Raw genomic sequence first — 20,219 nt, forward strand, 5'->3', positions numbered from 1 at the left:
GGCGTATGGAGTCTTCGGCGTAACATTGAGGAATGTCGCCACAGCAGCCGCGAGCCCAGCGAACGCGGGTGCGCGCATGGCCGGCCACACGTGGGCGCGCGGCGGCGGTCCAGGAGGCCAAGGAGCGGCGGGAGCTCGAGAAGGGCGTCCGCCGCCGCGGCATCGTCACGAGCCTGCTGACGGCCGCGGTGCTGGTGGCGGCCGTCAACGCGGTGATCGCCGGGGTGGGCATCGTCCAGGAGACCCGGTCCCGGCCCCTGACCGGCCAGGAACGCGCCGACTACGTGAAAGAGGACGTCGCGCGCCGCTGGCACGACTGGCCGGCCTCGATGGTCTTCCCCGACGAGCTCGAATACGTCGGCCTGGCCCGCTCGCAGCAGTTCGCCCGCCGGGTCGGCATCGCCCCCGAGATCCCCTGCTGGGCGGGGGTCGACCGCTCGGTCGCCTCGGTCTTCCGCGAGGTGTCGTGCCGGTCGCTGCTCCGGGCGACCTACGTCGACCAGTCGGGCGCGTTCGCGATCACCATCGGCGTGGCCGTCATGGCCGACGAGGACGCCCGCACCGCCGCCGCCGCGAAACTGCCGATCGACGACCGGGTCGGGGTGCGGCCGGTGGCCTTCCCGGGCACCGTGACCGACCTGTTCGGCGCGGCCCAGCGGCAGCGCTCGGGCTGGGTCGGGGTGGGGCCGTACATCGTCTTCTACACCGCCGGGTACACCGACGGACGCACCCGTGACGCGATCCCGCAGGAGGAGCTGTTGCACAGCGAGCTGTGGCCGACCGCGCAGGCCCTCGGCGGCCGGGTGGCCCGGTCGCTGGGCGAGGAGCCCGAGGTGCCGCGCTGCACCCAGGGGAACGAGTGCTGAGGGCGGCCGCCCTGGCGGCGGCCGCGCTGCTGGCCGTCGCGGCGGCCCCGCCCCCGCTCGACGACCTCGGCGTCGACGCCGCCTGGGCCGAGACCAAGGGCGCCGGGGTGACGGTGGCGCTGCTCCACGACCGCGTCGGCGAGCCGGCCGGGCTGAAGGGCCGCGTCGTCCAGGCCCCCGACATGACAGGAACGTTCTTCGAGGGCGACGAGATGCGCACCAACGACTACTCGACCGTCCTGGCCGGGCTGGTCGCGGGGAACGGGACCGGCGGCGGCCCCCAGGGCACCGCGCCCGAGGCCACCGTGTTGTCGGTGCCGATCACCTCGATGCCCCTCGAAGGCGGTCTGGTCGACCCCGAGGGCGCCCAGGGCACCCCGCTCGACAGCCCGATCGCCCGCGGCGTGCGCTACGCCGTCAACCACGGCGCCCAGGTGATCGTGGTCCCGATGGGCATCTTCGGCGTCGGCCGGGTCGAGCGCGACGCCGTGGCCTACGCCCTCCAGCGCGACGTGGTGATCGTCTCGGGGGCGGGCGACATCGGCCAGTGGCCCTCGTCCACCACCAACGGCACCTCCTACTGGCAGTTCCCGGCGGGCTTCCCCGGCGTGATCGGGGTGGCCGCCGTCGACGACGCGGGTGTGCGCGCCCCCGCGAGCTCCGACAACCTCTCGGTGCTGGTCGCCGCCCCGGGCGTGCGCATCCCGGCGGGTCAGACCGGCGGGCGGCCCTTGGCGGTGAACGGCACCCAGGCGGCCAGCGCCCTCGTGGGAGGGGTGGCCGCCCTGATCCGGGCCGAACACCCCCGGTTGCCCGCTGAACTGGTCGCCCGGTCGGTGTCCGACTCGGCCGGGCCCCACCCCGGCAACGGCTACGACGACAAGGTCGGCTTCGGCGTGGTGAACGCGGGCAAGGCGCTGGCCCGCGCGGGAGAGCTGGCGAAATACCAGGAAGAGGTGCCGGTGGGCGGCGACCTCCACTTCGGCGGGGGGCCGAAGTCGGCCGGTCCGCAACCGCCCGGCCCCGACCCGCTCCGCTTGTGGGTGTACGGTGCGGGCGCGGTGGTGAGCCTGGCCGCCTTCGGCCTTCTCGCCGGGCTGCTGGCCCGCAGACGGAGATGACGACTTAGAGGGAAACTTGCCCTTTCTCATCACAACAAGGGGCAAAGGTTCGCTATCGTCGCGCCTCATGGGTTACGAGCTGCGCGTCGAGCGTGAATCACCGCTCGCCTACGCCGAACTCGTCCGCGCGTTGTCGGGCCATTCCGACCTCGAGGTGCGCGGATCGGCCGAGGCGGGAGAGGTCGTCGCGCGGCATGGCGACGACGGCCACCGGGTCGCCGAGTGGTCGGGCCGGCTGTTCGGCTCGCCCGAATCCGACTGGCACCTCGCCCACCTGGCGCGCGTCGCCGAGCTGCTGGGCGGACGGCTGGTCGGCGAGGACGGCGAGGTCTACGGCGTCCGCGACGGCATTCTGGAACAGGGCGACGTCGAGTTCGGCAAGGTGGAGGACCTCCTCTACGCCGGACCGACAAGCTGGAGCCAATGAACGATCACCCGCCGCCGTTCGCCGACCGGGTCCTCGACCTGGTCGAACGGATCCCGCCCGGGAGGGTCATGTCGTACGGCGACGTGGCCGAATATCTCGGTGAGGGCGGGCCCCGGCAAGTGGGGCGGGTGATGGCCACCTGGGGCGGCGCCGTCCCGTGGTGGCGCGTGATCAGAACCGATGGGAGCCCGCCGCCGGGCCTGGAGGCCGAATGTCTCCGCAGGTGGCGTACGGAAGGAACACCGGTGAAAGGGGAACGCGCATTGATGCGTGAGGCACGATGGGACGGAATCCCCCTTTAACCGGCATTACCATTTCTGAAACACCGGTCATCCGAAGGGTGGTGCCCCCTTATGACACCCGCTCGCCAGGGCGATTCCGTCGCCGATCGACTGCGGGCTGTCCAGGAGCTCTATGACAGGGGCGAGCCACTCGACGCCCTCGTGGAGCTCATCCGCGCGGAGGGTCTGAGCAGCGCCGAACGCGCCCGGCTCGACGCCGAGGTGCTGGCCGGTTGCCTGGGCGCCCGGCTCGACGCCGCCGCCAAGCGCGGCCCCGCCCGCAGGGCCCAGGCCATCGAGGTGCTGCGCCCCTATCTCGCCACCGTCGACCCGAAGGTCAAGCGCGACCTGCCGGTCGGCCGGCGGGTGGCCTTCCACCTGGTCGAGACCGCCGACACCAAGACACTCGCCGACGGCGACGCGCTGGCCAAGCTGGCCGCCGCGGCCGCCGAGCCGTCCCGCCGCGTCCGCAAGGGCCTGCGCTGGTACGCCGACCTCCCCGTCGAGGTCCCCGACCAGTCGCTGCTGCGGCTGCGTCCCGCCGACATGGTGCCCGTCACCCGGATCGACGACATCACCTGGGAGGGCGGCAAGCTCCGCATCACCGGCCACGCCTACCTGGCGGGCCTGTCGGTGCGGTCGCGGCGCTTCAACCGGGCGACGGTCGTCCTGCGCGGTCCGCGCTGGTTGCCGCCGGTCACCCTCAGGACCACCCGGGTCTTCCGGCCCGAGGCCACCCACGACGCCCGCGAACCCGGCTGCAACTACGACTGGGCCGGCTTCCAGGCCGAGCTCAACCCGTTCTCGCTGCGCTGGCGGGCGGGCGTGCGGGCGATGGTCCGCGGCGCCAAGCGGATGATCAAGCGCCGGCACACCGTCCAGGACACCACCACCTGGCGGGCCGAGATCGTGATCTGGTCGCGCGCCGCCCGCGCCAAGGGCGTGCTGCGCGGCCCGTCGATCGGCCGGGTCGAGCGGCCCGCCGGACGCCGGACCCGCGACCGCTGGTGGGTGCGGCCCGTCTGGACGTCCGACAAGGCGCTCCAGGTCGTGCTCCAGCCCACCCGGGCTGAGCTGACCGGGGTCAAGATCGACGGCGAGACGGTCGAGCTGACCGGCTTCCTGCCCGGACGCGCTGTCGACAAGGGCAAGGCCCGCGTCGGCGGCCACCGCATGCCGGCCGAGTTCACCCCCGCCGAGGGCGGCAGCGTCTTCTCGCTCTCGCTGGGCGTGCAGACCCTGCTGACCGCCGACGCGCGGCGGCTCTGGGTCGAGCCGAAGGGCGACCCGGCGGCCTCGGTCATGCTGGAGGGCACTCCGGAGACCCGGCTGCTGCTGGGCGACCGCGAGATCACCGTCCAGGGCGACCGGCGCGACCGCGTGGTCATCTCCGGCCACAAGGTGCTGCCCGTCATCAAGGCGATGGCCTGGCACGACGGCGCCCTCAAGCTCAGCGGCGAATACCCGGCCGAGGCCGGCGAGCGCGACCTGGTGCTGCGGCACCGGGGCGGGCTGACCTACCGGGTGCCGCTGCGCCGCGAGGGCACCGCCTTCGAGGTGGAGTTCGCGCCCGGCGCGATGCCCCGCTTCGGCGACACCACCCCGCTGGTCGAGGGCACCTGGACGATGTCGGTCGCCCCGCCCGGCAAGTACGGCCCAGCGATGGTGCCCGTCCGGGTCGACCACGCCGCCCTCGACACCATCGACGAGGAGCAGCGCACGGTCGGCGGCCGGGTCTACCGGTTCGTGGCCACCCGCTACGACGTGCCCGTCCTGGTGGCGGCCGAGGAGCGGCCCGGCGACGAGCGCAGCGCGGCCGGGGTGTGGGCGCTCAGCCGCACGTTCTACCCGGCCGAGAAGGCCAAGCCGATCCGCCAGGCCACCGTCTACGCCTCCTTCGACGGCCGGTCCTACTCCGACAACCCGCGCGCCATCTACGAGGAGCGGCTGCGCCGGGGCGACGAGGGCGAGCACATCTGGGTCGTGCGCGACGGCGCGTTCACGCCGCCGGGCTCGGCCGAGCTGGGCCTCGGCGAGGGCATCGTGCCGACGGTGGTCCGCGAGGGCAGCCGGGAGCACTACGAGGCCCTGGCCCGCGCCCGCTACATCGTGGCCAACCAGTTCCTGCCGCCGTGGTTCCGGGCCCGCGACGACCAGGTCTACGTCCAGACCTGGCACGGCACCCCGGTCAAGCACATCGGCCGCGACCTGCCCCACATGCGGCGCGAGCCGCGTCCGCCGGTGTACGCCCGGCAGACCACCGAGGTCCGCCAGTGGGACCTGCTGATCTCCCAGTCGCCGTGGGCGTCGGGCGTGCTGCGCAAGGCGTTCGGCTACGAGGGCGAGCTGCTGGAGTGCGGCAACCCGCGCAACGACGTGCTGTTCCACCGCGACGCGCTGGCCCCGGCCATCCGCCGCCGGCTGGGCGTCCCGGAGGGGAAGCGGGTCGTCCTGTACGCGCCCACCTTCCGCGACTGGGACCGCCGCAACGCGGCCGTCAAGCTCGACCTGGCCGACGCGCAGCGGGCGCTGGGCGACGACCACGTGGTTCTGGTCCGCGGGCACATGATGCAGGCGTTCCCGCACGTCCAGTCGCTGGGCGGGTTCGCGATCGACGTCACGACCTACCCCGACATGGCCGACCTGCTGGTCATCGCCGACGTGCTGGTCACCGACTACTCGTCGTCGATGTTCGACTTCGTCGCGACCGGACGGCCGATCGTGTTGTTCACGCCCGACATCGACAAGTACAAGAACAGCCGGGGCCTCTACCTCGACCTGGAGGCCCAGCGGCCCGGCCCGCGCCTGGCCAGCTCGGCCGAGGTGGTCGAGGTGCTGCGCACCATCGACTCGGTGTCGGTCCGGCTCGCCGACCGCTACGCGGCCTTCGCCCGCACGTACGCCCCGCACGACTCCGGTAAGGCCACCGCCCGCCTGGTCGACCACGTCTTCACCGGCTAGCCGTGTCTGCCTGCCCCGCCTCCCGGCGGGGCGGGCACCTGTTCGCCTGCCCCGCCTTCGGCGGGGCGGGCTCGGGCGCCTTCAGTCCGTGTCTTCCCTCGTCGCTCCGGTTCGCTTCGCTCTCCTGCGCTCCTCAGTCCAGACACGGACGCGCCCGAGCGGGCACCATATGGGTTATGTGGCGTCGGCTTTTCGTGGGGCTGGTGATGGTGGTGACAGCGTGTGGCCAGGAGACACCTGAAGTGGGGGCTCCTCTGCCGTTGGTGCCTCTTCCGGCGTCGGTGACCCGGCTGGAGCAGAGCTTCACCCTCGAACCCGGCGACACGGTCGCCTCGGCCGAGCCGTCGGTCGGGGCTTTGCTCGTCGCCGGGCTGAAAGCCGACACCGGTCTCGAACTGTCGACCGGCCCCCGGGGCCGCGTCAGGCTCGACCTCGACGCGCCCCAGGCCGGCGCCGAGGGGTACGAGCTCACCGTCGGGGCCGACGGCGCCCGCATCAGCGCGGCGACGCCCGAGGGCCTGTTCCGGGGCGCGCAGACCTTCCGGCAGCTGGCCCGCGAGCGCGAGGTGCCCGGCGTGCGGGTCAGCGACCGGCCCCGTTACGCCTGGCGCGGCGCGATGCTCGACGTCGCCCGCCACTTCCGCCCGGTCGCCGACGTCAAGCGGTTCGTCGACCTGATGGCGGCGTACAAGCTGAACGTGCTGCACCTGCACCTGACCGACGACCAGGGCTGGCGCATCGCCGTGCCCGGCTGGCCCAAGCTGACCACGGTCGGCGCGTCGACCGAGGTGGGCGGCGGGCCGGGCGGCTTCTACACGGCCGCCGACTACCGCGAGATCGTCCGGTACGCCCAGGAACGTTTCGTCCGCGTCGTGCCCGAGGTCGACGTGCCCGGCCACACCAACGCCGCCCTGGCCGCCCATCCGGAGCTCACCTGCGACGGGGTGGCGCCCGAACCGTACACGGGCGTCAAGGTCGGTTTCTCGGCCCTGTGCCCCGGCAGACCCGAGACGGCCCGGTTCCTGAACGACGTGCTGAAGGAGCTCGCCGCGCTGACCCCCGGCCACCACCTGCACATCGGCGGCGACGAGGTCGAGAAGCTGAGCGAGCGCGAGTACGCCCAGATCGTCGAGCTCGCGTCCAAGGCGGTGACCGCCAACGGCAAGGAGGTCGTCGGCTGGCAGGAGGCCGGCGCGACCGTGCTGCCCCCGAACTCGCTGGTGCAGTACTGGCAGACCAACGGCGGGCCCGAAGACGTCGAACGCGCGGTGGCCCAGGGCGCGAGGGTCATCATGTCCCCGGCCAGCCGGGTCTACCTCGACATGAAGTACGACGACGCCACCCGGATCGGCCAGACCTGGGCCGGCACCACCGAGGTCGACGACGCCTACGACTGGGACCCGGCGACCCTGATCGACGGGATCGGGGAGGAGAAGATCGAGGGCGTCGAGATGGCCCTGTGGACCGAGACCGTCGTCACCATGAACGACGTCGAGCTGCTGACCTTCCCGCGCCTGCCGGCCATCGCCGAGGTCGCCTGGACCCCGCAGGCGCAACGTTCGTTCGACGCGTTCGCGGCCCGCCTGGCCCCGATGGCGACCGTCTGGGACCGATGGGGGGTCGACTACCACCGTTCGCCGCGCATCAGCTGGCCGTGACGTGTTGACCTCGTCTCGCGGCGGGTGAGACGTTCCTGCTTCACCATCGGCCGCCCGCACGAGACAACGCTCGTCCGGGTCCTCTGCCGACTCCACAGGCGTTTTGCCTGTCCGCCAGCCCGGCGGCCAAGATGTTCCTCGCGGCGTTCACGTCGCGATCGTGGGAGACGCCGCAGTCGCAGGTCCAGGTGCGGACCCGCAACGGGAGCTTCGGCCGGACGGCTCCACATGCGCTGCAGAGCTTGGAGCTAGGCAACCAGCGATCGGTCACGAGGAGCTCGCGCCCGTATCTCCCTGAGCTGCCGCCAGCTCGCGTCGCTGATGGCCCGAGCCAGCGGGCGGTTTTTCACCAGATTGCGCACGGTGAGGTCTTCCACGGCGATCACTTGGTTCTCGCGGATCAGCCGGGTCGAGAGTTTGTGCAGGAAGTCGCGGCGACGGTCACTCGTTCGTGCGGTCAACCGGGCGACCTTCGACCGCGCCTTGGCCCGATTCGCCGACCCCTCCGACTTCCTGGCCAGGGCTCGACGGGCTCGGGCCGGCCTGCGGGCGTCCGAACGTTCGAACTTCGGGTTGTCGATCTCGTCGCCGTTGGACAACGTGGCCAGAGTCGTGACTCCCATGTCCACGCCCACCGTGGCCGGCACGGGCGCCAGGGGAGTGATCTCCTCCTCTACCAGGATGCAGACGAACCAGCGACCGGCCGAGTCCTTCGAGACGGTCACCGTCGACGGCTGGGCGTCGTCGGGCAGTGGGCGCGACCAGACGATGGCCAGCGGGGCGTCCATCTTGGCCAGTGTCAGGGTGCCGTTCCGCCAGCGGAAGGCCGAGCGGGTGTACTCGGCCGTCAGCCGTGATCTCTTGCGGGACTTGTAAGCGGGGTAACCCGCCCGCCTATCGAAGAAGTTCGCGAATGCCGGCTGGAGATGCCGCAGCGCCTGCTGGAGCGGGACGGATGAGACCTCCCTGAGGAACGACAACTCCGGGGACCTCTTCCAGGCCGTGAGGGCCGCCGAGGAATCCGCGTAGGAGACCTTCCGGCCCTCTGATCGGTAGGCGCGGGTCCTCTCGTCGAGAGCTTTGTTGTAGACGAGCCGCACGCAACCGAAGGTGCGGATAAACTCCTCGGCCTGTCCCGAGGTCGGGTAGAAACGGTACTTGTATGTCCGCTTCACCCTCCGCCCCATGGTTAACGTTATAACCCAACGTCCGCACGCTTGTCGTGCGTTTGTTCGAAAGTTTTGTCGAGAGGGACCCGATGAACTACCGGCTGGTGCGGCGCGGGGGCGTGGGGCGCGGGCCCGGTCCCGTGCTCGACGAGCATCAGCGGGCTGTGGTGGCCCATGAGAGCGGACCGCTGCTGGTGCTGGCGGGCCCCGGGGCCGGGAAGACGACCACCATAGTCGAGAGCGTCGTCGACCGGGTCGAATCGCACGGCGTCGACCCCGAGCGCATCCTGGTCCTCACCTTCAGCCGCCGGGCCGCCGGAGACCTGCGGGACCGCGTCACCGCCCGGTTGCGCCGCACCACTCGCACCCCCCTGGCGCTGACCTTCCACAGCTACGCCTACGCCCTGCTGCGCCGCGAGGCCCTGGAGGCGGGCCAGCCGCCGCCGCGCCTGCTGACCGGCCCCGAGCAGCTGCTCGAAGTCCGCCGCCTGCTGCACGGCGAGCTCGAAGACGGCGCCACGCGGTGGCCCGAGGCGATGCGCGAGTGGCTCAAGACGCGGGGCTTCGCCGAGGAGGTCCGCGACTTCCTGGCCCGCGCCCGGGAACGCGGCCTCGACGGGCCCGCGCTCGTCGAGCTCGGCCACACCCACGGCCGGTCCGACTGGGTGGCGGTGGGCCGGTTCGCGGCCCGCTACCAGGAGCGTTTCGACCTCGACCCGGTCTGGACGCTCGACTACGCCGAGCTGATCAGGGAGGCGGCCGCGCTGCTGGCCGACGGTCCGGTCAGAGACCGCGAGCGGGCCGCCTACGACGTCGTGTTCGTCGACGAATACCAAGACACCGACCCGGCGCAGGAGGACCTGCTGCGCGGGCTGGCCGGCGACGGGCGCGACCTGGTCGTGGTCGGCGACCCCGACCAGGCCATCTACGGGTTCCGCGGCGCCGAGGTCCGCAACATCCTCGACTTCCCCGAACGTTTCCGGACCGCCGCCGACGGGCCCGCGCCGATCGTGGCGCTGCGCACCTGCCGCCGCAGCGGCGAAGACCTGCTGGCCGCCTCGCGCCGGATCGCGAACCGGCTGCCGGTGCCGCCCGGCTGGCGCGACACCTCCCACCGCGACCTGCACGCCGTCGACGGGCTGGAGCCGGGCGAGGTCCGCGTCGTGATCGCCGACAGCGTGTCGCAGGAGGCCGCCGTGGTCGCCGACACGCTGCGCCGGGCCCACCTGCTCGACGGCGTGCCGTGGCAGCGCATGGCCGTGCTGGTGCGCAGCGCGACCCGGCAGGTGCCGATGCTCCGGCGGGCCCTGCACACCGCCGGGGTGCCGGTGGTCGTCACCGGCGACGAGGGGCCGCTGATCACCGAACCGGGCGTGCGCCCGCTGATCCTGCTGCTCAAGGCGGCGGCCCGGCCCGAGTCGCTCGACGTCGCCACAGCCGAGGAGCTGCTCACCGGCCCGCTGGGGGGCACCGACATGATCGGCGTCCGCCGTCTCCGGCGCGGCCTGCGCATCGCCGAGCACGAGGCGGGCATCGTGCCGCCCCGGTCGAGCGACGAGCTCATCGTGGCCGCGGTGCAGGCCCCCAACGAGCTCACCCTGCTCGAACCCCACGTCGCCGCGCCCGCGCAGCGGCTGGCCAACCTGCTGGCCACGGCGCGGCAGACGGTGGCCAAGGAGCTCACCGCGGAAGACGCCCTGTGGGAGGTCTGGAAGGCCAGCGGCCTGTCGGAGCGCTGGACCCATTCGAGCCTCGGCGGCGGCGCGCGCGGCGGCCAGGCCGACCGCGACCTCGACGCGGTGGTGAACCTGTTCGACTACGCCGCCAAGTTCGTCGACCGGCTGCCGCAGGCCGGCGTCGAGGTGTTCGTCGACGACCTGATGGCCCAGGAGATCCCGGCCGACTCGCTGGCCGCCCAGGCGCCCGACGGCGAGGCGGTGCGCATCCTGACCGCCCACCGGGCCAAGGGCCTCGAATGGGACGTCGTGGTGGCCGCCGGCGTGCAGGAGGGCGTCTGGCCCGACCTGCGGGTGCGCGGCTCGCTGCTCGGGGTCGAGTCGCTGGTCGAGGTCGCGGGCGGGATCGCGCTCGACGGCACCGAGGCCGAGAAGTACGCGCTCGGCGCCAAGATGCTGGCCGAGGAGCGGCGGTTGTTCTACGTCGCCGCCACCCGGCCGCGCGCCCGGCTGGTCGTGACGGCGGTCGGCGGCGAGGACGCCGACGAGCGCCCCTCGCGCTTCCTCAACGAACTCGTCCCCGGCGGCCTGGAGAACGCGACCGTCGACGACCGGGCCCGCTGGCTCAGCATGCCCGCGCTGGTCGCCGACCTGCGCGCGGCCGTCTGCGACCCGACCCGCCCCGAGCCGATGCGCCGCGCCGCCGCCCGCCACCTGGCCCGGCTCGCCGACGAGGGCGTGCCGGGGGCCGACCCGTCGTCGTGGTACGCCCTCACCGAGATCTCCGACGACCGCCCGCTCGCCTGGCCCGAGGGTGTCGTGCAGATCTCGCCGTCGGCGGTCGAGAAGTTCACCAAGTGCGGCCTGCGGTGGGTGCTGGAGACCGCGGTCGGCACCGGCGGCGAGAGCGTGCCCCAGGTCTTCGGCAACGTCATCCACGCCATCGCCGTGCTCGCGGCCGAGGAGCACACCACCGACGAGCTGGCCAAACGCCTCGACGACGTGTGGGACGACCTCGACTTCGGCGGGATCTGGTTCAACCGCAAGCAGCGCCACGTGGCCGAGAAGATGGTCGACCGTTTCCTCACCTGGCACCGCGAGAACCCGCGCGAGCTGGTCGGCTTCGAGGAGTCGTTCACCCAGGTCGTCTCCGACGGGATCGTCATCAAGGGCCGGGTCGACCGGGTCGAGCGCGACGGCGACAACCGGGCCGTGATCATCGACATCAAGACCGGCACCGCCAAGCCGCGCGACGACGAGCTCGACCGCCACCCGCAGCTCGGCGTCTACCAGCTCGCGACCGTCCTGGGCGCGTTCGAGCGCCACGGCATGACCGAACCCGGGGGAGCCGCGCTGCTCCAGGTCGGCAAGGCCGCCGGGACCGGCCCGCTGGCCAAGGAGCAGTCGCAGATCCCTCTCGCCGACGACGTGAATCCCGAGTGGGCGCAGGACCTGGTCACCACGGTCGCCGCCGGCATGTCGGCCAACCTGTTCGTCGCCAAGGTCAACGACGGGTGCCGCACCTGCGCGGCCCGGTTCTCGTGCCCGGTGAACGACGGCGGGGGCCAGGTGTGCTGACCCCGTTCGACCTGGCGGCCACGCTGGCTGTGCCGCCGCCCACGCACGAGCAGGCCGGGGTGATCTCCGCCGACCTCGGGCCGATGGTCGTCATCGCCGGGGCCGGGTCGGGCAAGTCCGAGACCATGGCCGGGCGGGTCGTCTGGCTGGTCGCCAACGGGTTCGCCAAACCCGAGCAGATCCTCGGCCTCACCTTCACCCGCAAGGCGGCGGCCGAGCTGGCCGAACGTGTGCACAAGCGGCTGACGACGCTGGCCGAGAAGACCGAGACCCCGATGGACCTGGAGGTGGAGCCGACGATCTCCACCTACCACGCCTACGCCGCCCGCCTGGTCACCGACCACGCCCTCCGCGAGGCCATGGAGCCCACGATGCGGCTGGTCACCCCGGCCGTCGCCTGGCAGATGGCGGCCCGCGTCGTCGGCCAGTACGACGGCCCGATGGACCAGATCGACCTCGGCCCGCCGAGCGTCACCGCCGCCGTGCTCGACCTGGCCGGGGAGATGGCCGAGCACCTGGCCACCGCCGACGAGGTGCGCGACCACGGCCGGCGCTGGTCCGAGCGGCTGGCGCTGCTGCCGGGCCGGGTCACCAACGCCCAGCGCAGGCCGGTGCAGGTGCACGCCGTGCGGGAGCAGCTGCTGCCGCTCGTGGAGGCGTACCAGAAGCTCAAGCGGGCCCGTGAGGTGATCGACTACGGCGACCAGATGGCGCTGGCCGCCCAGATCGCCTCCCGGCACGAGGAGGTCGGCGAGATCGAGCGCGCCCGGTTCACCGTGGTGCTGCTCGACGAATACCAGGACACCAGCCACGCGCAGCTGGTGCTGCTGCGGTCGCTCTTCGGCGGCGGGCATCCCGTCACGGCCGTCGGCGACCCGTGCCAGTCGATCTACGGCTGGCGGGGGGCCTCGGCGGGCAACCTGTCGCGGTTCCCGCACGACTTCCCGACCGCGCAGGGCGAGCCGGCGCCGGTCCGGCAGTTGTCGGTCAGCTTCCGCAACGGCGAGCGGGTGCTCGACGTCGCCGCCCGCATCCAGACCGACCTGCGCCGCGAGAGCGCCGAGGTGCCGGTGCTGACGCCGGGGGAGAACCGGGCCGACCGGGGCCGGGTGGTGTGCGCCTACCACGCCACGGCCCACGACGAGGCCGAGTGGATCGCGGAGGGCGTACAGAAGCAACTGGGCCTGGAGCTCGCGCCCGACGGGCTTCCGTGGGGCGAGGGCGAGCGGAGCAAGCCCCGGCAGGGCCCGGCCCTGCAGCCGGGCGACGTGGCGATCCTGGCCCGCAAACGCTCGCAGTTCCCCACGCTCCGCAAGGCGCTGGAGGCGCGCGGCATCCCGGTCGAGGTGGTCGGGCTCGGCGGGCTCCTCACCGTGCCCGAGGTGGCCGACATCGTCTCCACCCTCCGGGTCATGTACGACCCCACCGCCGGCGACGCCCTGATCAGACTGCTGGCCGGGCCCCGCTGGCGCATCGGCCCCGCCGACCTGAAGCAACTCGGCGACCAGGCCAGGGAGCTCAACCGCGAGCGCGACGAACGCGGCGGACGCCCCAGCGACCCCCTAGACCAGGTCGTCGCCGACCTGGAGGCCGAACGCGGCAGCATCATCGACGCCCTCGACGAGCTGCCCGACCGCCCCGACTGGCTCGACCCCTACTCCCCGCTGGCCCGCGAGCGGCTGCCGAAGCTCGCCGAGGAACTGCGGCTGCTGCGCTCCCACGCCGGGTTGCCGCTGCCCGACCTGATCTCCGAGGTGGAGCGCCGGACCGGCCTCGACGTCGAGGTGGCCGCACGCGGCGGCAGCCCGCTGGCCGCCCGCGCCGACCTCGACGCCTTCCTCGACGCGGCGGCCCGCTTCGCCGGCGACGCCGAAGACCCGACGCTCGGCGCGTTCCTCGCCTACCTCAAGGCGGCCGAGACCGAGGAGTTCGGCCTCGAAGGCGGCCGGGTCGGCGAGACCAACAGCGTCAAGCTGATGACCGTGCACGCCTCCAAGGGCCTCGAATGGCCCGTCGTGGTCGTGCCCGGCCTGTCGGAGGTCACCACGGCGGCCGGCAGGCTGGCCCGGGGCAGCGTCTTCCCGGCCACGCCGGTCACCAACTCGCGCTGGACCGACAACCCGCGCAAACTGCCCTACGCGCTGCGGGGCGACGCCCGCGACCTGCCCGCCCTCGAAGGGCTGACCAAGGAGGAACTGGCCGACTTCGACGCCGCCAGCCGGGAACGCGACCTGCGCGAGGAGCGCCGCCTGGCCTACGTGGCGGTGACCCGGGCCCACTACCTGCTGATCGCCTCGGGCTACCGGTGGGGCAGCGCGTCGCGTCCGCTGGAGCCGTCGCGGTTCCTGCTGGAGGTCCGCGACCAGGCGTCGTCGGTCGCCGTCTGGACCGAGGACGACGCCGTGGAGAACCCGCTGCTGGCCGAGCCTGCCGAGGCGGCCTGGCCGTCCGTGGCGGTCCGCGACGGCATCGCCGAAGGCGCCAGGTTCGTCCGGGAGGCCCTCGACGGGCTCGACGACGAGGGTGTCGGCGAGGTGCGCCAGTGGGAGCAGGAGCGGATGCAGTCGTGGGCCCGCGACACCACGCTGCTGCTGCGCGAGCGCGACCGGCGGCGCGAGGGCAACCTCGTCGAGCTGCCGCTGCGCCTGTCGGTCTCGTCGCTGGTCTCCCTGGCCAAGGACCCGTCGGCCTACGCCCGCGAGGTACGCCGCCCGCTGCCCCACAAGCCCGCCCCCTTGGCCCGGCGGGGCACCTCGTTCCACCGCTGGCTGGAGACGAGATGGGGCCAGCAGCGGCTCATCGACGAACTCGACCTGCCCGGCGCGGCCGACGACCTCAACGAGGCCGACGAGCAGCTGCGCGTGCTGCAGGCCCGGTTCGAGGAGAGCGAGTGGGCCGAGCGCACCCCGATCGACCTGGAGGTGCCGTTCGAGACCGTCATCGCCGACCGGCTGGTGCGCGGCCGCATGGACGCCGTGTTCCCCTGGAACGACGGCTACGTCGTGGTCGACTGGAAGACCGGCAACCGGCCGCGCGGCTCGGCCGCCGCCCGCATCCAGGCCATCCAGCTGGCCGCCTACCGGCTGGCCTGGGCGAAGCTGGCCGAGGTGCCGCTGACCCGCGTCAGCGCGGCCTTCCACTACGTGCTGGAGAACCGCACCGTCAGGCCGGTCGACCTCATGGACCTCGACGACCTGACGGCGCTGATCTACGGCATCCCCGAGACGTAGTGGAACTCCGGCTTCGGGTGCATCAGGAAGTCGTGGTGGGAGATGTTGTACGCGTAGGCCCCGGCCATCGCGAAGGCGACGACGTCTCCCGGGCTCAGCGCCGCTCTGACCCGGCGGGCGAACACGTCCTTCGGGGTGCAGAGTTGCCCGACGAGCGTGACCTCCTCTTCGGGGCCGCCTGATCCGAAGACGGTGAAGGGCTGGTCGTGGCCCTTCGTGACGGGCGTGCGGAGGTGGTGGGTGCCGCCGGTGAGGACGGCGAACAGCTCGCCGTGCACGCGCTTCACGTCGAGCACCTTCGCCAGGTACCAGCCGCAGTAGGCGGTCATGGCCCGGCCGGGCTCGATCCTCAAGATGTCGCGCCCGAGTCCGCGCAGCCCTTCACCGTAGGACTCCCAGTCGAAGGTGCGGCCGGGGTCGGCGTAGTCGACGGCCATTCCGCCGCCCACGCACACCTCTTCGCCCGGCAGGGCGTGGTCGATGATCGTCTTAGCCAGGCTCGTCAGGGCGGGCGCGTCGAGCCCGCTGGCGAGGTGCGCGTGGACGCCCGCGATCCGGGCGTTCCCCGGTTTCTCGCGGCACGCCGCCACCATCTCCGGGTCCATCCCGAACGGCCCGCTCATCGTCAGCGCAGCGCCGTCGACCTCCGCCTTCAGGTTCAGCCGCAGCAGCACGTCCCCCCGGAGCAGATCGAGCTCCCGGGGGCTCTCGACGTGGAACCGGTAGGGCCTGCGCGTCAGGTCGGCGGCGGTCTTGCCCGGCCCGCCGAACGCCAGCCGCCTGCCCGGGAACAGCGCCGAGACGTGGTCGAACTCGCCGCCCGACGACACCTCGAACCCGTCGACATGGGGCGCCAGCGTGCGCAGGATCGCCGGGTCGGGGTTGGCCTTCACCGCGTAGTAGAGCTCGACCCCTTCGGTCGCCGCCCGGATCCGGGCCGCGTGGGCGTCGAGCGCCGCCAGGTCGTAGACGTAGGCCGGCACGTCGCCCAGACGCCCGGCGATCTCCTCGATCATGCGACCACCAGCGGGTTCGCGACCGGCACGTAGGTCGCGGCCCGGTCGGCCCGCCGCTCCCACCGCACGGTCAGGTTGGCCTTGGCGGGCAGCGGCGCCCCCGACATCAGCCGGACCAGCGGCTCGGGCCACCCGATCGAGTCACCGTAGGCGCCGATCACCTCGGCGGCCACCCGCCACAACGTCTCCAGCGGCGCGCCGACCGAGGCCGCGATCTCGGCCAGATGGTTCACGACCAGGCAGTAGACCACCCGGTCCCAGCCCTTCTCCGGCGTGTACGTCATCGCCCGCGCCACCTCCTCGCGCACCCCGGCCAGGTCGTGCCCGACCAGCTTCGTGCCCTCCAGGTCGCGGAACACCGCTTGCGCCGGCCGCCCGGCGGCGTCGAGCCCGACCAGCACGTTCTGGAGATGCGGTTCGAGCACCACTCCGTGCGTCAGGAAGGCCTCCAGCACCGGCAGCGCGACCACCTCGACGTACGAGCGCCACCACCCGACCGGGTCGTCGCCCCCGAGGTCGCGCAGCGCCAGCGCCCCCGCCAGCACCGGCGTGACGTCGGGCCCGCACCGGCCGCGCGGGCTGCACCGCACCAGCACGCCGAGCCCTTCGAACAACTCCCGGCCCAGGTCGACGGTCCGGTAGCCGGGCTCGGGCAACCACCGGGTGCCCGGGAATCGCTCGGTGAGTGCGGCGAAGACCGGGGCCAGCCGCCGCGACAACTCGACCCCGCCCGCCAGCTCGTACCAGGCGTTCTTGCGCACGCAGTTGGTGATCCGCACGTCGAGGGAGAACTTCAGGCACTTGTCGAGCAGGGGGTCGTAGACGGTGCGCACCGACGAGGTCGGCAGCACGTCGTGCTGGGCCGGGCCGAGGTCGATCAGCCGGTCGCCGTCGACGGGGGGCCGGATCAGCTCGTACTGCCACGGGTGCACCGGCAGCAGCCGGTAGCCCGGCGGCACGTCCGCCGGGAGGCCGTCGAGGGCGCTCACGTCGCCCTCCTCGACGACCAGGTCCTCGCGCACCGCCAGCAGCCGCAGCGGGAACCGGGCGTACGCCTCGGGCGCGTACGCCAGCCAGTCGCCCCGGGCCGCCTCGCGGGCCTTGGGCGCGGGATGGAACGCATGCCCGAACACGAGGTCCTGCTCCGAGGCCAGCCACTCGTCCCGGGGCGGCTTGCCCTGGGCGCGGGCCGCCAGCAGCCGCTCGACGACCTCCCGGCTCCCGGCCACCTGCGCCGCGAACTCCCCGTTCACCCCGGGCAGCTCGCGCGCGACCAGGGCGACCAGGTCGTCGGAGGTCAGCGGCTCCCAGGCGGTGCCGGTCAGGCGCTCGGGCTCGGCGATGCGCAGGGCGGCGCCCCCGCTCGTCCTCGCCCGCAACCACACCCCGCCGACCCGCACCATCGTGTGGGGCCCGGCCGGGAACGCCTGGCCGGGCAGTTCGCGGATGCAGCACCGGAGGAGGGCCGCGACGGTGGCGTGCTCCGCGACGTTCACGTACATGGGCCAGAAGACCCCTTTCGCAGATAGTTCGGGCCGCTGGTCCCGTAGAACTTGTTGATGTCCTTCGCGCCGCTCCTGGCCTTGGAGACGAGGCTCCCGGCGGTGACCATGCTCTTGCCGACCAGCCGGGCGGCCTCCAGCGTGCGGTTGCGCAGCAGCCGGGCCATCGGGTGGTCGCCGTGCTCGTCGAGGGCCTGCGCCAGGGCGGCCCGCACCAGGTCGGGCCGGAGCGTCACCGCGGCGGCGGCCAGGTGGAGGGTGATCGTCACGAACACGTCGGCCAGCGCGTGCGGATCGCCGGTCAGCATGCGCTCGTCGGCGAAGCCGGGCGCCGCGATCCCGGCCGCCGCCAGGTGGTCGGGGGAGGCCAGCAGCCCGTCGTTGTCCTTGACCAGCAGCCGCATCGGCCCGTCGCCGAAGACCAGCGCGAGGTTCTGCTGGTGCGCCTCCAGCGCGACGCCGTAGCGGACGAAGAGCGTGACGTTCCAGGTCAGCAGCGCCCGCAGGTAGTCGGTGAGCAGCGCCTCGGCGTCGCCCCGGTAGTGGCGGCCGGCCAGCGCGTCGAGCACGCCGGGCGCGTTCAGCGCGGCCACCGAGACGATCTCGCCCTCGGGCAGCCGCCGCGCCATCCAGGCCAGGAACTCGTTGCCCGAGTGGGCGAACTCCTGCTCCCCGGCGAGCCGGACGGGCAGGCCGGGCTGCCGGTCGAGCACCTCGTGCAGCAGCCGCTCGGCCCGCGCGCCGTCGTCGAGCACGCCCGGTTTGATCGACCGCCGGTTGCGCACCCCGAGCGTCGCCGTGGCGAGCGGCATCTTCAGGTGGGTACGCGGTGACACCTCGACCGTGCGCATCGACAACGTGGGGCGTACCGGAAGGAAGTCGAGCGGCGCGACCACGGCGTTCACCTGCGGCAACGACAGCGGGTGCACCGGGAACAGGCGGTGGGTCGCGGCCAGGCCGGCCGGCAGGCCGACCGCGGCGAACGACGGGAAGAACTCCGGGACCGGCCCGGTCCCCGGCACGGCCGCCCAGCGCAACGTGAAGCGCGGCGCGAACTCGGGCGCGTAGGCGAGCAACTGCTCCTCGGTCAGGCCGTGGCGGCAGCGGGCGGTCGGATAGACCGGATGGTCGCTGAACGCGGCCAGCACCTCGTAGCCGATCGGGCCCAGCTCGGGCAGCCGGTCCTCGACCGAGGCGCGGTGGCGGTCGAGCAGCTCCAGGCCGGTCAGCGTCTGGCGGCACTCCTCGCGGAAGGCGGCCACCCCTTCGGCGTCGGCCGGGTCGGCGATCCTGGCCAGCGTCGCCAGCACCTCGCGCAGCCGCACGGTCTCGCCGGGGGCCACGGTGAAGTCCTGGAAGAGCCCTTCGAGGCCGCCCGAGGGGAACCCCGGGGCCAGCCGCACCCGCCGCGAGGCCGACAGCGGCACGTACGCGCCCGCCTTGTCCCAGCTCAGCCGGCCGGCCAGGCCGCCGACGTCCTCTCTGATCAGGGCGTTGAGCACCCGCGCCGCCAGGTAGCCGTCGCGGCCCACCCGCACCGCCGTGGCGCTGGTCACGCGACCACCCACGGGTGGGCGTCCAGGAAGACCTTCGCGGCCGTGTCGACGGCCTCGCGGGTGGGGCCGACGGCCCGCAGCAACGCCAGGTAGTCGCGGTTGGTGTGGGTCACCACGACCGGCTGCCCGGCCTCCTTGAGCGGCAGGTGCCAGAGCCGCACGTCCTCGTGGGCTCCGGTGAGCTCCTTCGGCGCCTTCACGATCGTGCCCGGCCGGGTGGCCAGCACGCTGATCGCCGCCGCGTGCCCGCCCGGCCGGGGCGCCTGCGGCGCCGGTTCGCCCGCGTGCACCCGCAGGATCCACTCGAACAGCGGCACGTCGAGGTGGTCGGCCAGCAGCAGGTCGCAGTTGTCGCCGATGACCCGGTAGTTGACCTCGACGACACGCGGCCCCTTCTCGGTCAGCACGTATTCGGTGTGACAGGCCCCGAATCCGACCCCGAGTGTCGCCAGCTGGGCGAGCACCTCCTCGGACCCGGGGAGGCCGGGCGACCAGTCGAGGCGTTCCTCCACGAAGTGGGGCAGCGGCCCCAGCGTGGTCTGGAACCCGCCCAGCACCCTGGTCGTGACGCCGTCGCCGAGGGTCTCCAGGGTCATCAGGGGCCCTTCGAGATACTCCTCCGCGACCAGCACCGCCCCCGGGCGGCGTGTCCAGACGTCCCGCGCCGCCGCGCCGAGGTCGTCCCTGACCAGGACGACGTCCTCGCTGGCCACCCCCTCGCGCGGCTTCACCACGACGGGGTAGCCGACGTCGGGCAGCGGCTCGCCGGGCACCACCCGGGCCGAGCGCACGTCGCCGAGCGCACGCCGGGTGAGCGCCTTGTTCTTGGTCGTGAGACAGGCCCGCCAGTCCTTGCCGGGCAGGCCGAAGTAGTCGGCGGCCAGGGCGGTCTCGACCTGGAGGTGGTCGGAGTTGGAGAAGATCACGTCGGGCCGGTGGTGGCGCGCGATCACGTCGACGACGGTTTTCGGGTCGCGTACGTCGGCCGGGATCGTCTCGTGGCCGGGATAACCCTCCGGTTGATCGGTCAGGATGGTGACCTCCCACCCGAGGGCCTTCGCGGCGGGCAGGAAACCCCGCGTGACCGAGTCGGTGGGGTTGAGCGTGGTGAGGTACAGCCGCAAGTGCATCCCCTGAGGTAAGGCTTACCTAACCTCTAGAACCTTACTGGGGAACGG

General features: G+C 73.0%; 14 protein-coding genes. 8 read left to right on the forward strand and 6 right to left on the reverse strand.

Translation table 11 applies throughout. The annotated features are described in order from the left end of the window. Positions 1 to 68: 68 nt before the first annotated feature. From AW271_RS21015 to AW271_RS21035, 6 genes are all read left to right on the forward strand, one after another. Positions 69 to 866, forward strand: coding sequence for a hypothetical protein (locus AW271_RS21015; RefSeq protein ID WP_245653138.1), 798 nt, complete (start codon positions 69 to 71; stop codon positions 864 to 866). Continuing rightward, positions 860 to 1,987 carry a S8 family serine peptidase gene (locus AW271_RS21020; protein ID WP_062339077.1) on the forward strand — a complete coding sequence of 376 codons (1,128 nt, stop codon included), beginning with the start codon at positions 860 to 862 and terminating at the stop codon, positions 1,985 to 1,987. The genes AW271_RS21015 and AW271_RS21020 overlap by 7 nt, the downstream gene beginning before the upstream one ends. Positions 1,988 to 2,054: 67 nt before the next feature. Continuing rightward, positions 2,055 to 2,414, forward strand: coding sequence for a hypothetical protein (locus AW271_RS21025; RefSeq protein WP_062339078.1), 360 nt, complete (start codon positions 2,055 to 2,057; stop codon positions 2,412 to 2,414). Continuing rightward, positions 2,411 to 2,716 (forward strand): MGMT family protein, encoded by a 306-nt coding sequence (locus tag AW271_RS38655; RefSeq protein ID WP_083975419.1) that lies wholly within the window; start codon positions 2,411 to 2,413, stop codon positions 2,714 to 2,716. Before AW271_RS21025 ends, AW271_RS38655 begins: the two co-directional genes overlap by 4 nt. A 51-nt stretch (positions 2,717 to 2,767) precedes the next feature. Next, a complete protein-coding gene (locus AW271_RS21030) occupies positions 2,768 to 5,656 on the forward strand; it encodes a CDP-glycerol glycerophosphotransferase family protein (protein ID WP_083976945.1) in 2,889 nt (962 codons plus the stop codon). Between the two features lie 263 nt (positions 5,657 to 5,919). Beyond that, a complete protein-coding gene (locus AW271_RS21035) occupies positions 5,920 to 7,314 on the forward strand; it encodes a beta-N-acetylhexosaminidase (RefSeq protein ID WP_169806371.1) in 1,395 nt (464 codons plus the stop codon). Between the two features lie 40 nt (positions 7,315 to 7,354). Here AW271_RS21035 and AW271_RS43320 read toward each other — a convergent pair whose 3' ends face one another. Further along, positions 7,355 to 7,585, reverse strand: coding sequence for a zinc ribbon domain-containing protein (locus AW271_RS43320; protein WP_500784378.1), 231 nt, complete (start codon positions 7,583 to 7,585; stop codon positions 7,355 to 7,357). Beyond that, on the reverse strand, positions 7,563 to 8,489 hold the full coding sequence (locus tag AW271_RS21040) for an RNA-guided endonuclease InsQ/TnpB family protein (RefSeq protein WP_500784379.1): 927 nt from the start codon (positions 8,487 to 8,489) through the stop codon (positions 7,563 to 7,565). The genes AW271_RS43320 and AW271_RS21040 overlap by 23 nt, the downstream gene beginning before the upstream one ends. An 83-nt stretch (positions 8,490 to 8,572) precedes the next feature. Here AW271_RS21040 and AW271_RS21045 point away from each other — a divergent pair, with 83 nt between their 5' ends. After that, positions 8,573 to 11,737: an ATP-dependent helicase gene (locus AW271_RS21045; protein ID WP_062339080.1), complete on the forward strand. Its 3,165-nt coding sequence runs from the start codon at positions 8,573 to 8,575 to the stop codon at positions 11,735 to 11,737. Then, positions 11,731 to 14,967, forward strand: a complete 3,237-nt coding sequence (locus AW271_RS21050; protein WP_062339081.1) for an ATP-dependent helicase — start codon at positions 11,731 to 11,733, stop codon at positions 14,965 to 14,967. Before AW271_RS21045 ends, AW271_RS21050 begins: the two co-directional genes overlap by 7 nt. Here the strand turns inward: AW271_RS21050 and AW271_RS39890 are convergent. From AW271_RS39890 to AW271_RS21070, 4 genes are read right to left on the reverse strand one after another with little or no spacing between them, the layout of a single operon-like run. Then, positions 14,946 to 15,983, reverse strand: coding sequence for a type III PLP-dependent enzyme domain-containing protein (locus AW271_RS39890; RefSeq protein WP_062339082.1), 1,038 nt, complete (start codon positions 15,981 to 15,983; stop codon positions 14,946 to 14,948). The genes AW271_RS21050 and AW271_RS39890 overlap by 22 nt on opposite strands. Then, on the reverse strand, positions 15,980 to 17,485 hold the full coding sequence (locus AW271_RS21060; protein ID WP_062339083.1) for an IucA/IucC family protein: 1,506 nt from the start codon (positions 17,483 to 17,485) through the stop codon (positions 15,980 to 15,982). Before AW271_RS21060 ends, AW271_RS39890 begins: the two co-directional genes overlap by 4 nt. Beyond that, on the reverse strand, positions 17,476 to 19,041 hold the full coding sequence (locus AW271_RS21065; protein ID WP_063818048.1) for an IucA/IucC family protein: 1,566 nt from the start codon (positions 19,039 to 19,041) through the stop codon (positions 17,476 to 17,478). The genes AW271_RS21060 and AW271_RS21065 overlap by 10 nt, the downstream gene beginning before the upstream one ends. After that, positions 19,038 to 20,171: an ATP-grasp domain-containing protein gene (locus AW271_RS21070; RefSeq protein ID WP_245653139.1), complete on the reverse strand. Its 1,134-nt coding sequence runs from the start codon at positions 20,169 to 20,171 to the stop codon at positions 19,038 to 19,040. The genes AW271_RS21065 and AW271_RS21070 overlap by 4 nt, the downstream gene beginning before the upstream one ends. Positions 20,172 to 20,219: the final 48 nt, after the last annotated feature.

This window comes from Herbidospora sakaeratensis (assembly GCF_001570525.1).
GTDB lineage: Bacteria > Actinomycetota > Actinomycetes > Streptosporangiales > Streptosporangiaceae > Herbidospora > Herbidospora sakaeratensis.

Bases quoted from the DNA above. Each gene is read 5' to 3' on its own strand.
- AW271_RS21025 (WP_062339078.1), top strand. From the start codon at position 2,055: ATGGGTTACGAGCTGCGCGTCGAGCGTGAATCACCGCTCGCCTACGCC.
- AW271_RS38655 (WP_083975419.1), top strand. From the start codon at position 2,411: ATGAACGATCACCCGCCGCCGTTCGCCGACCGGGTCCTCGACCTGGTC.
- AW271_RS21030 (WP_083976945.1), top strand. From the start codon at position 2,768: ATGACACCCGCTCGCCAGGGCGATTCCGTCGCCGATCGACTGCGGGCT.
- AW271_RS21045 (WP_062339080.1), top strand. From the start codon at position 8,573: ATGAACTACCGGCTGGTGCGGCGCGGGGGCGTGGGGCGCGGGCCCGGT.
- AW271_RS39890 (WP_062339082.1), bottom strand. From the start codon at position 15,983: ATGATCGAGGAGATCGCCGGGCGTCTGGGCGACGTGCCGGCCTACGTC.
- AW271_RS21060 (WP_062339083.1), bottom strand. From the start codon at position 17,485: ATGTACGTGAACGTCGCGGAGCACGCCACCGTCGCGGCCCTCCTCCGG.
- AW271_RS21070 (WP_245653139.1), bottom strand. From the start codon at position 20,171: ATGCACTTGCGGCTGTACCTCACCACGCTCAACCCCACCGACTCGGTC.